General features: G+C 74.1%; 9 protein-coding genes. 4 read left to right on the forward strand and 5 right to left on the reverse strand.

What is annotated here, in order from left to right:
- Positions 1–63: 63 nt before the first annotated feature.
- The 4 genes from AB0M03_RS13675 to AB0M03_RS13690 all read left to right on the forward strand — a co-directional run bounded on the left by AB0M03_RS13675 (position 64) and on the right by AB0M03_RS13690 (position 6,401).
- Complete coding sequence (locus AB0M03_RS13675) at positions 64–2,130, forward strand: PIG-L family deacetylase (protein WP_363491576.1); 2,067 nt, start codon at positions 64–66, stop codon at positions 2,128–2,130.
- Positions 2,131–2,340: 210 nt separating this feature from the next.
- Positions 2,341–4,917, forward strand: a complete 2,577-nt coding sequence (locus tag AB0M03_RS13680) for a YfhO family protein (RefSeq protein WP_363491577.1) — start codon at positions 2,341–2,343, stop codon at positions 4,915–4,917.
- A 69-nt stretch (positions 4,918–4,986) separates the two neighbouring features.
- Positions 4,987–5,955 carry a glycosyltransferase family 2 protein gene (locus tag AB0M03_RS13685; protein WP_363491578.1) on the forward strand — a complete coding sequence of 323 codons (969 nt, stop codon included), beginning with the start codon at positions 4,987–4,989 and terminating at the stop codon, positions 5,953–5,955.
- Positions 5,952–6,401, forward strand: a complete 450-nt coding sequence (locus AB0M03_RS13690; RefSeq protein ID WP_363491579.1) for a GtrA family protein — start codon at positions 5,952–5,954, stop codon at positions 6,399–6,401. The genes AB0M03_RS13685 and AB0M03_RS13690 overlap by 4 nt, the downstream gene beginning before the upstream one ends.
- Here AB0M03_RS13690 and AB0M03_RS13695 read toward each other — a convergent pair.
- From AB0M03_RS13695 to ilvN, 5 genes are all read right to left on the reverse strand, one after another.
- Positions 6,342–9,608 carry a S8 family serine peptidase gene (locus tag AB0M03_RS13695; RefSeq protein ID WP_363491580.1) on the reverse strand — a complete coding sequence of 1,089 codons (3,267 nt, stop codon included), beginning with the start codon at positions 9,606–9,608 and terminating at the stop codon, positions 6,342–6,344. The genes AB0M03_RS13690 and AB0M03_RS13695 overlap by 60 nt on opposite strands.
- Before the next feature lie 187 nt (positions 9,609–9,795).
- Complete coding sequence (locus AB0M03_RS13700; protein ID WP_363491581.1) at positions 9,796–9,954, reverse strand: hypothetical protein; 159 nt, start codon at positions 9,952–9,954, stop codon at positions 9,796–9,798.
- Positions 9,955–10,263: 309 nt separating this feature from the next.
- Entirely contained in the window at positions 10,264–11,844 is a 1,581-nt protein-coding gene (gene serA / locus AB0M03_RS13705; protein WP_363491582.1) for a phosphoglycerate dehydrogenase, read from the reverse strand.
- Between the two features lie 216 nt (positions 11,845–12,060).
- The gene (gene ilvC / locus AB0M03_RS13710) at positions 12,061–13,059 is read right to left on the reverse strand and encodes a ketol-acid reductoisomerase (RefSeq protein WP_263103553.1); all 999 of its coding nucleotides are present in this window, start codon (positions 13,057–13,059) and stop codon (positions 12,061–12,063) included.
- Between the two features lie 127 nt (positions 13,060–13,186).
- Positions 13,187–13,711 (reverse strand): acetolactate synthase small subunit, encoded by a 525-nt coding sequence (gene ilvN / locus AB0M03_RS13715; RefSeq protein ID WP_263107951.1) that lies wholly within the window; start codon positions 13,709–13,711, stop codon positions 13,187–13,189.
- Positions 13,712–13,729 lie beyond the last annotated feature (18 nt).

Here is a 13,729-nt window from a genome sequence, read left to right on the forward strand (position 1 = left end):
CGTACCGGACTGCTCCGTTAAAATCCAACAGATCTGCACGGGGAATTCACGGGGGACTGCACTATGGGGGGTCCGATCAGCAGACGCCGCGCGCTCTGGCTGACCGGTGGGGCACTGGCGCTGCCCGCGGCCGGCTGCGGTGCCTGGCTGGGGGTTCGCGAGGACCGCAGGCCCGATCCGGAACCGGACGGGCCGACGCGGGTGACCGGCATCGCCAATCACAGCATCACACAGTCGTTCGTGCACGTCATCGCGCATCCGGACGACAATCTCTACTTCATGAATCCGGACCTCGACCATGCGCTCGCCTCCGGCGCCGCCTGCGTCACGGTCTGCCTCACCGACGGCGAGTCCGACGGCCGCAACGTCCTGCACTCCGAGCTCGGCCGGGTCGCCCGGGCCGACCGGCCCGCGTACACCCGGGCCCGGATCAACGGACTGACCGCCGCCCTCGCCCTGCTCACCACCGGCGACGAGAACAGCCCGTGGGACACGTCGCTGGTCAGCTACCTGGACGGCCGCCTGGTCGAACAGCACACGCTGCGGGCCGCCCCGCAGGTCCAGCTGATCCTGCTCGCCCTGGTGGAGGCCCGGTCGGTCAGCCTCCCCCGCGCGGAGAGCCTGCGCGGCCTGTGGCTCGGCGAGACCGACTCCCTCGACACCCTGCCGCCGGTGCGCAGCGGCCTCCCGCCGGGCGCCGGCTACAGCCGCGAGCAGCTGATCGCCACCCTGCACGCCGTCCTCGACCACTTCCGGCCCACGGTGGTGCGCACCCTCGACCCCAACCCGGACCACTCCCCCAAGCCCCCCAAGGACCCGCGCAGCGGCCACGTGTACCTGGACCACCAGGACCACACCTACTCCGCGTACTTCGCGCAGGCCGCCCTCGCCCGGCACTGGGCGGGCGACCGGGCCAGGAACGGCACCGTGGAGCACTACCTCGGCTACGTCAACGCCGCGCTGCCGCACAACCTCGACCAGGCCGCGGTCGGCCGCAAGGTCCTCGCGCTGAACAGCTACGGCTGGGCCGACAACCGCCGCTGCGGCGACCCGGCCGGCTGCGGCGACCGCAAGGTCGGGGCCGGCGCACTGCGCAATGGCTGGGCGCAGTCCACCCGTTACCGCGCCCCCGGAAGCGGCGCCTGGCTGCAGCCGCTGTCCGACGGCCGACTGGCCGCCTTCGGCCTGCTGAACGGCTCCGCGGTGCACTGGGTGCAGTCCGAGCACGGCTGGGCCGGCCCGCGCCCGATCGCCGGCAGCGGCCTGGAGGGCCAGCTGCAGGCCGTCCGGCAGGCCGACGGGCGGATAAGGCTGCTCGGGGTGCGCACCGTACTGCGGTACGCGGCCGCCGAGCACTGCCGCGAGGTGGTCACCTGCGTGCAGACCGGCCCGGACGCGTTCGGCCCCTGGGAGAGCCTCGGCGCACCGGACGGCCCCGACCCGGTGCGCTCCATGGAGTTCGGCTACCCCATCGGCGCGGCCCTGCCCGACGGCACCGTGCAGGTCGCCGCCCGCACCTGGGGCGGCTCGGTCGCCGTCCGCACCACGGACGGCCCCTGGACGGCGCTGGCCCTGCCGCCGGCGGCCGGCGGAGGCGTCCAGGACGGCCTCGGCGCCGTCGTCGACGGGCTAGGCAACACCCACGTCTTCGCGCCCGGCGCGCGCACCGTCGTGCACTGGGCCTCCGACGTCCCGGGCGGCCCGCTGCGCCCCGCGCCGCCCACCGGGCTGCCGGTGCCGGCCGGACCGGTCACCGCCGAGCTCGGCGAGGAGGGCGCGCTGCGGGTGCGCTTCCGCGAGCCGAAGAGCGCCCGGGTGCTGACCGCCGAACGCACGCCCGGCTCCGAGGCCTGGCGGGTGGTCTCCGAGTCCGCCCCGCCGGGCGGCTTCGGACGGATCGCCGCCACCGCCGGGGCGCTGGCCGTGCGCGACGACCGCGGGCGGACGGCGCTGCGCGCCGCGGGCCACGACTGGCAGCACGACGGCCCGCTGCTCTCCCACACCCCCGCACTGGCGGCCGACTCCGACGGCCGGCTGGTCGCCGCGGCGCTCGGCTGCGACGGCCACCTGTACACCGCCCGCCAACCGGTGCCCGGCGCCCCCTTCGGCTCCTGGAACCAGGCCGGCTAGGCACACCGTCAACGCAGTCGGGTGCCCTGTGGGTAGCACGGTCGCCCTCCGGGATGACCGCCCGCGTACCCGTGCGGGCCGCGATCGGGCGGCCCGGGCGTTGCATATGCTCGGTCCGCATCCCCCGCACCCGCGTCGGCCGCCGCGTGCCCGCCGGCCGGTCCCGTACGACCCCTTCGGCCCGCCAGGGCCAGGCAGGAGCACCGCGCAGTGAGCCAGCGATCGGCCCCGGCCCGCCCGCGAGTCCGCGAGGCGGAGGAGGAGGCGCCGCCGCTGCCCCGCCGCACCCGCGGCCGCGAGGCGCAGGCCGCCCTGCTGGCGGCGGTGCTGGCGATGGGCGCGTTCTGCCTGGCCACGGCCCTGCGCGGGACCTATCCCTTCGGCGGGCGGTCGCGGGCGGTGAACGACCTGGGCAACCAGTTCGTGCCGTTCCACGCCCACCTGTGGGACCTGATGCACGGCGAGTCCACCGGTGACCTGCTGTTCAACTGGAACAGCGGCTACGGCGCCCCCTTCCTGGGGGACTTCGTCACCTATCTGATGAACCCGTTCTCCTGGCTGGTCGGGCTCTTCCCGCGGGACGCGGTCGGTTTCCCCGTGTTCCTCGTCACGCTGCTGAGCATCGGCCTGGGCTCCGCCGCGATGACGGTGCTGCTGGGCCGGCTGGTGCCGGGCAGCCCGTGGCCGCGCGCGTTGCTCGCGGTCGGCTACGGGCTGTGCGCCTGGGTGCTGAACGACGGATCGCCGGACCCGATGTGGATGTGGGGCCTGGTCTCGCTGCCGGCGATCGGCCTGGCCTGCGACTGGTGCCTGCGGGAGCGCCGCTGGGTGCTCGGCACGCTGCTGGTCGCGGCCGCCTGGGCGGGCAACTTCTACACCGCGGCGATGGCGACCATCGCCTCCGGCCTGGTGCTGCTGCTGCGCCTCGCCCTGGCCGACGGCTCGCGGCGGGCGCGGCTGCGGGCGGCCGGCCGGGCCGCCGGCATGTTCACCGTCGGCGTGCTGCTGGCGGCACCGGCGATGACCGTCTCGCTGAAGGCCAGCAAGGCCTCGCAGCCGGCGCCGCTCGCGACCTACGAGGGCGCGCCCGGCCTCACCGACTACCTGGCGCAGCTGCTGCCGGGCGGCCGCTCGGACCACTCGGTGCCGAACGTCTTCGTCGGCATGCTCGCGCTGCTGCTGGTCGCGGCGCTGCCGTTCCACCGCCGGGTCCGCCCGGCGGAGCGGATCGGCTGGTACGTGCTGCTGGTGGCGGTCGGGGCGAGCTTCGTGTGGGAGCCGACGATCCTGCTGTGGCACGGCCTGGCGATCCCCAACGGCAGCCCGTACCGGGCCTCGTTCGTGCTGAGCGGTCTGCTGGTGACGGCCGCCTGGGCCTCGCTGGCGCGCCGCCCGGACGTGCCCGCGCTGCTGGGCGGCGCCGGGCTGGTGGCGCTGCTCGCGCTGGCCGGGCACGGGCAGAGCTCGGTGCGCTGGTCGACCTGGATCGAGGTGGGGGCCGGCGGCGCCCTGGTGCTGGGTGCACTGCTGGCGCTCGCCCGGTGGCGTGCGCGCCCGCTCGTGCGCCGGTGCGCCGGCGCGGTGCTGGTGCTCACCGTCTTCGCCGGGGCCGCGCACACCGCGTACGCGGTGACCGGGATCCGCGACCGGCTGCCGTTCTACCAGCCGCGCACCACGGTCTCCGCCGAGTCGCTGGCCGCCCGGGACGCGCTGCGCGAGGCCGACGACTGGCCGCACAGCCGTACCGATCCGGGCCCGCACGAGTTCGCCAACAACGACCCGCTGCTGCTCGGCGGCCAGGGCGGCTCGTACTACAGCAGCTACCTGCCGGCGGTCACCGCCGAGATGCTGCAGGGCCTCGGCACGGGCTGGTACATCCAGGGCCGGCACACCCTCAGCCCGGCCGACCCGGTGGGGCAGGCGCTCTTCGGCGTCACCACCCGGCTGGACTCCACCGGCCGGCCCGGCGGCTTCGCGGTGAAGCACGCCCCGGCCGCGCCGCTGGTCACCGTGCACCCTGCGGCGGCCCCGGACACCCGCTCGGTGTGGAGCCGCCAGGAGTCCCTGCTCGGCGCGAGGGTCTACGAGACCCCCGAGCCGGAGTGGACGGCCGGGCCGCGGCCGGTGCGCTCGGCCGACGGCGGCTGGAAGGTCCCGGCCACGCCGAAGGGCCGCGCCTGGACGACCTTCACCGCCGCCTGCACCCCCGGACGCACCGCCTTCCTGTACGCGCCCTGGCTGGGCGGCACGGTGACCGGCCCGAGCGGCTCGTACACCAGCTGGGGCCGGCAGCCGATGACGGCGATGCCGATCCGCGAGCTCGGCCCGGTCCCGGCCGACGGGCGGCTCACCGTGCAGCTGCGCGCCTCGGCGAAGGCTGAGATCCCCGCGCTGCCGCTGGGCTGCCTGGACCGCTCCGCCCTGGACTCGGCGCTGCGCGGGCTGCACGGCGCGACGAAGGTCACCGCAGGCGGCCACACCCTGACCGCCGAGCTCCCGGCGGGCTCCGCCGGCACCGCGCTGATCTCGGTGCCGGCGGTGGACGGCTGGCGGTGCTCGGTGGACGGCCGGCCTGCCGCAGCTCCCCGGTCGGTGCTCGGCATGATGGGCGTCGATCTGGGCGCCGGCGCCTCGGAGGTCTCCTGCGGCTACCGCCCGCCGGGCCTGCTGCCGGGTCTCGCGGCGAGCGGCGCGGCCGCGGCGGTACTGCTGGGCGTGGCGCTGCTCACGCGGCTGCGGGGCCGCGGCGGGCGGACGGCCGACGGCGGCCCGGTACCATCTGTGTGAAATCAGACAGGCAGGGCGAGGGGGCAGTGCTTTCGGCCACCGACTGCGTCAACGGCCGGAGGTGACCTGGTGCGACTGTCCGTGGTGGTGCCCTGCTTCAACGAGGAAGCGGTGATCGAGCTCTTCGACACCGCGATCCGCGGGAGCCTGGACGCCCTGCCGGTCGAGTACGAGCTCTGCTACGTCGACGACGGCAGTGCGGACGGCACCCTGGAGCGGCTGCGCAAGATCGCTGCCGAGCATCCGGACACCACCCGGTACGTCTCCTTCAGCCGGAACTTCGGCAAGGAGGCCGGCATGCTGGCCGGCCTGCGGGAGGCCACCGGCGACGCCGTGGTGCTGATGGACGCCGACCTGCAGCACCCGCCGGAGCTCATCGAGCGGATGCTGGAGCTGTACGACCGGGGCCACGACCAGGTCATCGCCCGCCGCACCCGCGAGGGCGACCGGCCGGTGCGCACCGCGGTCAGCCGGCTCTACTACCGGATGGTCAACCGCTGGGTGGACGTCGAACTCCAGGACGGGGTCGGCGACTTCCGCCTGCTGTCGCGGGCCGCGGTGGACGCGCTGCTGTCGCTGCCGGAGTACAACCGGTTCTCCAAGGGCCTGTTCTCCTGGATCGGCTTCGACACCGTCACCTTCGACTACCAGAACGTCGCCCGCGAGGCCGGCGAGACCAAGTGGCACTTCGGTGCCCTGCTCAACTACGGCATGGACGGGCTGATCTCGTTCAACAACCGGCCGCTGCGGATCGCCATCTACCTGGGCCTCGCCCTGGTCGGCGTGGCCGCGCTGTACGCGGCCTGGATCACCGGGGTGGCCCTGGTCGACGGCGTCGACTCCCCCGGCTACGTCACGCTCATCGTGGCGATCGTGGGCCTGGGCGGCCTGCAGATGGTGATGCTCGGACTGATCGGCGAGTACATCGGCCGGATCTACTACGAGACCAAGCGCCGGCCGCACTTCCTCGTCAAGGAGACCAACGTGCCGCGGGCCGCGTTCCGCGCGGAGAGCCACCGCGCAGGAGAGGCAGTATGAGGCCGCAGTTGTGGCAGGTCGTCAGGTTCGGCCTCGTCGGTGTCGTCAACACGGCGACGTTCTACCTGCTGTACCTGGTGATCCACCCGTACCTGCCGTACTTCGCCGCGTTCAGCGCGGCGTTCTTCCTGAGCATGGTCGGGTCGTTCTTCATGAACACCTACTTCACCTACCGGACCCGGCCGACCTGGCGGAAGTTCCTGCTGTTCCCGCTGCCGAACATCACCAACTACCTGGTGCAGAGCGGCGGCGTGTTCGCGCTGGTGGAGTGGGCCCGGGTGGACGACCGGATCGCGCCGCTGCTGGCGGCAGTGGTCGCGATCCCGATCACCTACGTGCTGTCCAAGCTGGTGCTGACCGGGCGGGGCGAGGGCCCCGCGGCCGGTTCAGCCAAGGGTGACGACCTCGGCCCGGCGCCCGTCCGGGTTGAGGTGGTGGAGCAGTAGCAGCCTGGCGCCTGCGGCCGCCCGGGTGACCTGGAGGACGCTGCCGGGCCGCTCGGCGACCGCGACGGCGGCCGGCCCGTTCACCCCGTCCCTGATGTCCAGCGCCGGGTGCAGGACGTCCAGCGACAGGGTCGGCCGCCCGCCGGTGAGGCCGATCGAGCCCAGCGCGTCCTGTTCGGTCGGCGTGCCCGGCACGACCTGGCCCGTCCACAGCGCGTAGCGGACGGTGCTCGCGCCCGGGCGCAGGCCCGGCAGCGCGGAGAGCCGGACGGGCAGCACCACGGCGTCGCCGTCCAACAGGCCGGTGTCGGTGTCCCCCCAGCGCGCGTTCAGCGGCTGGACGTCGAGCTCCTTGCCGGTGCGGGCGTCCGTGGTGCGGGCCACCAGGACGTCGCTGCCGCGCAGCCGGTGGGCGGCGACGATCGCGTCGGTGCGGCCGTCCCCGTCGGTGTCCAGCGAGGCGCGGACGCCGAACAGGCCGACCGGGCTCGCGGCGGGCGCCCACAGTGCGGCGGCCAGGTAGAGGGTGCCCTCGGCGATCGGGTCGCCGTGCGCGGGGGCGTCGCTGGCCGCGCCGGCGTAGCGCAGGTTGGCGGTGCGCTCGCCGGGGCGTTCCACGCAGATGTCGTCCTGCTCGCCGGCGGTGGCGCAGTCCGGCCAGCGGGCCGCCTCGCCGCCGTGGACGAAGGCGCTGAGCAGGCCGGCGCCGCCGGAGGTCGGGGCACCGGAGCCGGTCAGGGCGAGCAGGCTGCCGGTCGCCCGCCCGGAGGCGAGCAGGGGGCCCGCCGCGAGGTCGGAGGCGGCCCGCGGTGCGGCGAACAGCGGCACCCGCAGCTGTGGCAGCGCGGTGTCGGCCGGGGTCAGCAGCAGTCGGCCGGAGAGCTCCCCGCGGTAGCTGCGGGCGTGCCCGGCCTGGGTGAGGGCGAGCGTCGGGTCGGGGGTGCGGCCGAGGCTGCCGGGCACCCGGAGGGTGACGGTGACCCGGGCGGTGCCGCCCGGCTCCACGGTGACCCGGGAGGGCGTGATGCCGAAGGAGGCGCCGGGCAGCTCGGTGGCCGGGGCGTAGCCGGTGGTGTAGTCGACCGGGCCGTCGCCGTGGTTGCGGATCTCCACCTGGCGTTCCAGGGCGGTCGGGCCGGTGACGGCGACCGGTCCGAAGGAGAGCCCGACGGCGCCCTCCACCGCGCCCTCGCCGGCGGCGTAGGCGACGGCGGGGGTGGCGACGGCGGCGTCGACCCGGGCCCGGCCCGCGCCGGTGCGTTCGGGGCCGTACACCGGGCTGTCCGGGTCGGCGTCGTGCCGGGTGTCGACGGAGGTGTTCATCAGCGCGGCCTTGACGTCGGCGACCGGCCAGTCGGGGTGCGCGGCCCGGACGAGCGCGGCGAGGCCGGCGACGTGCGGGGCGGCCATCGAGGTGCCGTCCTCGCGCATGCCGCCGCTGCCGCTGCCGACCTTGGCGGACCAGATGGTCTCGCCGGGGGCGGCGACGTCCGGCTTGACCAGGCCGGGCACGCCGATGCCGCGGGAGCTGAAGGCGGTCAGGGTGTCGGTGCGCTGCGGGAGGTCCTGGGAGACGGCGCCGTGCAGGGTGTTGCCGGGGCCGGCCAGCCGGACGCGGACGGGGCCGGCGGCGGCCGCCGCGGTGAGCGGTCCGGCGTCGGTGCGGGCGAGCAGGACGGCGGGGATGCGGTCGTTGCCGGCGATCTCGGCGAGGGCGTCGCTGTCGGCGGCGAAGACGGCGCCCACCGCGCCGGCGTCCGCGGCGTGGTCGGCGCGCGCGGCGGAGCCGCAGGCCCGGTCGGAGTCCCGGCTCTTCCAGGCGAGGAGGGCGATGCGGCCCTTGAGGCGGGCGGCGTCGGCGGTGCCGAAGGCGGTGCAGCCGTCGGTCTGGTCGGCGGGCAGGGCGAGGTCGGCGGCGACGTCCTGGGTGGACCAGCCGGTGTACTCGGCGCTCCAGTGGCCGGGAACGACCCCGGCGAGCGCCTCGGGGGCGAGCACCCGGATGCCGTCGGCGTCGCCGTGCGGGTCGACGGAGGCGGCGACGGTGACCGCCCGGGCGGCGGTGCCGGGGCTGCCGCCGATCCCGTACACGTCGCCCTCGTTGCCGGCCGAGGCGACCACCACGGTGCCCAGGGCGGACAGCTCGTCGGCGGCGAGCGAGTCGGCGTCGTCGGGGCTGCCGAAGCCGCTGCCGAGGGAGAGGTTGACCACGTCGAGGCGGTCGGTCAGGTCGCCGTCGCCGTCCGGGTCGGCGGCGAGGTCGAGGGCGTTCGCGAGCTGGTCGGTGGAGCCGTCGCAGCCGAAGACGCGGATCGCCCAGAGGGTGGCGCCCGGGGCGGCCCCGGGGGCGACCAGGAAGCCGGCCGGATCGAGGCCGGGCCGGTAGGGGCCGGGGTAGGGCTTGCCGTCGCGGGTGACGCCGAGGCCGGCAGCGGTGCCGGCGACGTGGGTGCCGTGGCCGCCCCGCGCGCAGTCGATCGGGTTGGCGTCCGGGTGCGGGACGGGCTGGTAGTGCGCGGAGGCCGGGTCCGGGTTGTAGTCGTCGCCGACGAGGTCCCGGCCGCCGGTGACCTTGGCGCTGGGGAACAGCCCGGCCGGTGCGGCCTTCGCGCCGTCGACGGCGGCGAAGGCCTCCGGGGTGCCGGGGCCGCCGAAGTCGGCGTGGGTGTAGTCGATGCCGGAGTCGACGACGCCGATCCGCACGCCGGTGCCGGTGTTGCCGCTCGGCCCGGACCACACCTCGGGCGCGCCGGTGAGCGGCACCGAGTGGCCGTTGTCGCGGTGCTTGAGGGCGATCCGGTGGACGGCCCGGACGCCCGGCAGGGCGGCCAGCCGCGCCACCGCGCGCGGGGGCACGCTGACGGCGAGGCCGCTCAGCAGGGTCTGGGTGCGGTAGACCACCCGGGCGTCGGGGGCGGCGGCGCGGACGCTCCCGGCCAGCCGGTCGGCGGCCCGGGCGGCACGGGCCCGCTGCTCGGCACCGGCCGCGGCCGCGGCGGCCCGGACGGCCTCCGGGGAGCGGCGCTGCCGCCGGGCGTCGGCGGCGGCCCGCTGCCAGGCGGGCGCGACCGCCTCGGTGTCGAGCTCCAGCAGGACGGTGACGGGTGCGCCCGGCGGGGCCGGGGCGCGGCCGGCGGCCGGTTCCGCCCAGGCCGCGGGGGCGGCGAAGGTGACGAGGGCGAGCGCGAGGACTGCGGGCGTACGCACGGGAGCGGTCTCCCCGGCAGGGGTGGCCTGATCCTGCGGCCGCCCGCACCGCGCGGACGTCGATCACCCTCCCGGACGCACCAAATTAGGATCATCGCGCCGGGGTGGGCGAGCCCTTTCCCTCGTGGGGGCCGACTGTGCACTCGTTCAGGTGACGGTACGTCAGTCTTTCGGCCCAGCGGGGTCGTCAGTGCAGGTGATGACCCGTCACGCCGCCGTTGTCGCGGCGGTCGAGGGCGCGCTGCAGGGCGTCGGCCGCGAAGCGCGGGGTGGGCTCGGTGCGCCGGCGGCGGCGCGGGGCGCGGGCGTCGGGGGCGGTGGGGGCGTGGCGGTCTGCGTGGGGCATACCGGCTCCTTGGTGCGTGCGCACCTGCTGCAGGGCGCGAGGAATGGCGGAGGGTGGGTACGCCGGGCAGGGATCGCCTGCCGGTGCGCGTACGGGCGCACACGGGCCACGTCCCTGGGCTTGCAGGGGTGGCTCACCGTATGGCTCTTTCACGGTACGACGCCGGAGCGAGGATGTCTGCACGAATAGTTGGATTTCCTAGTATCTGAGACGCGGACGCCGGCGGGCCGGCCTCCGGCGTCCCCCGAACGCAGCAGGGCCCGGACCGCCGAAGCGGTCCGGGCCCTGGTCACAGGCCTTGATGCAGGCTCAGCCGAGGTTCACCGCGCGGGCGAACTTGGCGCCGATCTCGGCGGAGATGGCGTTCAGCACGTCCTGCGAGATCTCGCTGTCGACGGTGATCGAGGCGAGCGCGCCGGAGCCGTCCCGGGCGACCTGCATGCCCGCGATGTTGATGCCGGCGTCGCCGAGGATGCGGCCGAGGGTGCCGACCACGCCGGGGCGGTCCTCGTAGGTGAAGAAGGCCATGTGGTCGGTGAGCGCCACGTCCACGTCGAAGCCGTCCACGCCGACGATCTTCTGGATCTGCTTCGGGCCGGAGAGGGTGCCCGAGATGGCGACCTCCTCGCCGTTCGCGAGGGTGCCGCGGACGGTGATGACGTTGCGGTGCTCGGGGCTCTCGCTGGAGGTGGTCAGACGGACCTCGACGCCGCGCTCCTGGGCGAACAGCGGGGCGTTGACGTAGGACACCGTCTCGTCCACCACGTCCTCGAACACGCCCTTCAGCGCGGAGAGTTCGAGCACCTTGACGTCGTGCTGGGTGATCTCGCCGCGGACCTCGACGTCGAGCCGGACGGCGACCTCGCCGGCCAGCGCGGTGAAGATCCGGCCGAGCTTCTCGGCGAGCGGCAGGCCCGGGCGGACGTCCTCGGCGATCACGCCGCCCTGGACGTTGACCGCGTCCGGCACCAGCTCGCCGGCCAGCGCGAGGCGCACCGACCTGGCGACGGCGATGCCGGCCTTCTCCTGGGCCTCGTCGGTGGAGGCGCCCAGGTGCGGGGTGGCGACCACGTTGTCGAAGGCGAACAGCGGCGAGTCGGTGCACGGCTCCTTGGCGTACACGTCCAGGCCGGCGCCGGCCACCCGGCCGTCCTTGAGGGCACTGGCGAGCGCGGCCTCGTCGACGATGCCGCCGCGGGCCGCGTTGACGATGCGCACGGTCGGCTTGACCTTGTGCAGCGCCTCGTCGCCGATCAGGCCGACGGTCTCCGGGGTCTTGGGGAGGTGGACGGTGATGAAGTCCGAGACCTCCAGCAGCTCCTCCAGCGAGACCAGCTTGACGCCCATCTGGGCCGCGCGGGCGGCCTGGATGTAGGGGTCGTAGGCGACGATCTTCATGCCGAAGGCGGACATGCGCTGCGCGACCAGGACGCCGATCCGGCCGAGGCCGACCACGCCGAGCACCTTCTCGGAGAGCTCGACGCCGGTGTACTTGTTGCGCTTCCACTCGCCCTGCTTGAGCGCGGCGTTGGCCGGCGCGATGTTGCGGGCGACGGAGATCAGCAGGCCGCAGGCGAGCTCGGCGGCGGTGACGATGTTGGACGTCGGCGCGTTGACGACCATCACACCGGCCTTGGTGGCGGCGGAGACGTCCACGTTGTCCAGGCCGACGCCGGCGCGGGCGACGACCTTCAGCTTCTTGGCGGCGGCCAGGGCCTCGGCGTCCACCTTGGTGGCGGAGCGGATGAGGATCGCGTCCACGTCGGCGATGGCGGTCAGCAGCTCGGTGCGGTCCGCGCCGTTGCAGTGGCGGATCTCGAAGTCGGGGCCAAGGGCGTCGACGGTGGCGGGCGACAGCTCTTCGGCGATGAGTACTACGGATTTGCTCACGACAGTGTGTCCTTAACTGTCCGGTTCGCCCCGGCACGAAGGTGGCGTGACCAGCGGGGGAAGGTGGCATGCCGCGTAGCTAGACGCACGACGCTGTGGGCCTGACGCGCACTCGGAAGTGTATCGGCGGGCTTCGGGGCGGGCTGCTCCCGTCCGGAGAAATCACCCGGACGGGAGCAGCCGAGTTGTACAAGGGGGATGACCCCCGGGAGGTGCTTACGCCTCCTCGTCGACCCAGCTCATGAGCTTGCGCAGCTTCTTGCCGGTGGTCTCCAGCAGGTGGTCGGCGTCGGCGTTCTTGTACTCGTTGTACTTCGGCAGGCCGGCCTTGTACTCGGCGATCCAGGTGTTGGCGAAGGTGCCGTCCTGGATCTCCTCGAGGACCTTCTTCATCTCGGCCTTGGTGTCGGCGGTGATGATGCGGGGTCCGGTGACGTAGTCGCCCCACTCGGCGGTCTCGGAGACCGACCAGCGCATCTTCTCCAGGCCGCCCTCGTACATCAGGTCGACGATGAGCTTCAGCTCGTGCAGGCACTCGAAGTAGGCGATCTCCGGCTGGTAGCCGGCCTCGACCAGGGTCTCGAAACCGGCCTTGACCAGGGCGGCGGTGCCACCGCAGAGGACGGCCTGCTCACCGAACAGGTCGGTCTCGGTCTCCTCGGTGAAGGTGGTCTTGATGACGCCGGCCTTGGTGCCGCCGATGCCCTTGGCGTAGGACAGGGCCAGCGCGAAGGCGTTGCCGGTGGCGTCCTGCTCGACGGCCACGATGCACGGGACGCCGCGGCCCTCCTCGTACTGGCGGCGGACCAGGTGGCCCGGGCCCTTCGGGGCGACCATGCAGACGTCGACGTCCGCCGGGGGCTTGATGAAGCCGAAGCGGATGTTCAGGCCGTGGCCGAAGAACAGGGCGTCGCCCGCCTTCAGGTTCGGCGCGATGGACTCCTCGTAGACGTCGGCCTGGATCGGGTCCGGCACCAGGATCATGATGACGTCGGCCTCGGCGGCGGCCTCGGCGGGGGTGACCACGCGCAGGCCGGCCTCCTCGGCGACGGCCTTGGACTTGGAGCCCTCCTTCAGGCCGACGCGGACGTCCACGCCCGAGTCGCGCAGGGACAGCGCGTGGGCGTGGCCCTGGCTGCCGTAGCCGATGACCGCGACCTTGCGGCCCTGGATGATGGACAGGTCGGCGTCGTCTTCGTAGAACAGCTCGGCCACGGGGGCACATCTCCTTGCAGTGATGGTGATGCCGGGTGGTGCGGTCTCCACCGTAGGTGACCCGGCGGGGGTTCGGGGCGGTGCTTCAGGGGGTGAGACGGCGCGCCCGCGCGGCGCGCCGGCGTCACTACGCGCTGCGGTCGAGGGCGCGCAGCGAGCGGTCGGTGATCGAGCGGGCGCCCCGCCCGATCGCCACCAGGCCGGACTGCACGAGCTCCTTGATGCCGTACGGCTCCAGCATGCGGAGCATGGCCTCCAGCTTGTCGGAGCTGCCGGTGGCCTCGATGGTCACCGCGTCCGGCGAGACGTCGACCGTCTTGGCGCGGAAGAGCTGGACGATCTCGACGATCTGCGAGCGGGACTCGGCGTCCGCGCGGACCTTGACCAGGACCAGCTCGCGCTGGACGGCCTGGCTCTGGTCGAGCTCGACGATCTTTATCACGTTGACCAGCTTGTTGAGCTGCTTGGTCACCTGCTCCAGCGGCAGGTCCTCGACGTTGACCACGATGGTCATCCGGGAGATGTCCGGGTGCTCGGTCGGGCCGACGGCGAGGGAGTCGATGTTGAAGCCCCGACGGGAGAACAGCGAGGCGATCCGGGCGAGGACGCCGGGCTTGTTCTCGACCAGGACGGAGAGGGTGTGCTTGGACATGGTGGTCATGGACTCTCT

The organism is Kitasatospora sp. NPDC051914, from assembly GCF_040680995.1.
Classification (GTDB): Bacteria; Actinomycetota; Actinomycetes; order Streptomycetales; family Streptomycetaceae; genus Kitasatospora.

Bases quoted from the DNA above. Each gene is read 5' to 3' on its own strand.
- AB0M03_RS13700 (WP_363491581.1), bottom strand. From the start codon at position 9,954: ATGCCCCACGCAGACCGCCACGCCCCCACCGCCCCCGACGCCCGCGCC.
- AB0M03_RS13690 (WP_363491579.1), top strand. From the start codon at position 5,952: ATGAGGCCGCAGTTGTGGCAGGTCGTCAGGTTCGGCCTCGTCGGTGTC.
- ilvN (WP_263107951.1), bottom strand. From the start codon at position 13,711: ATGTCCAAGCACACCCTCTCCGTCCTGGTCGAGAACAAGCCCGGCGTC.
- AB0M03_RS13675 (WP_363491576.1), top strand. From the start codon at position 64: ATGGGGGGTCCGATCAGCAGACGCCGCGCGCTCTGGCTGACCGGTGGG.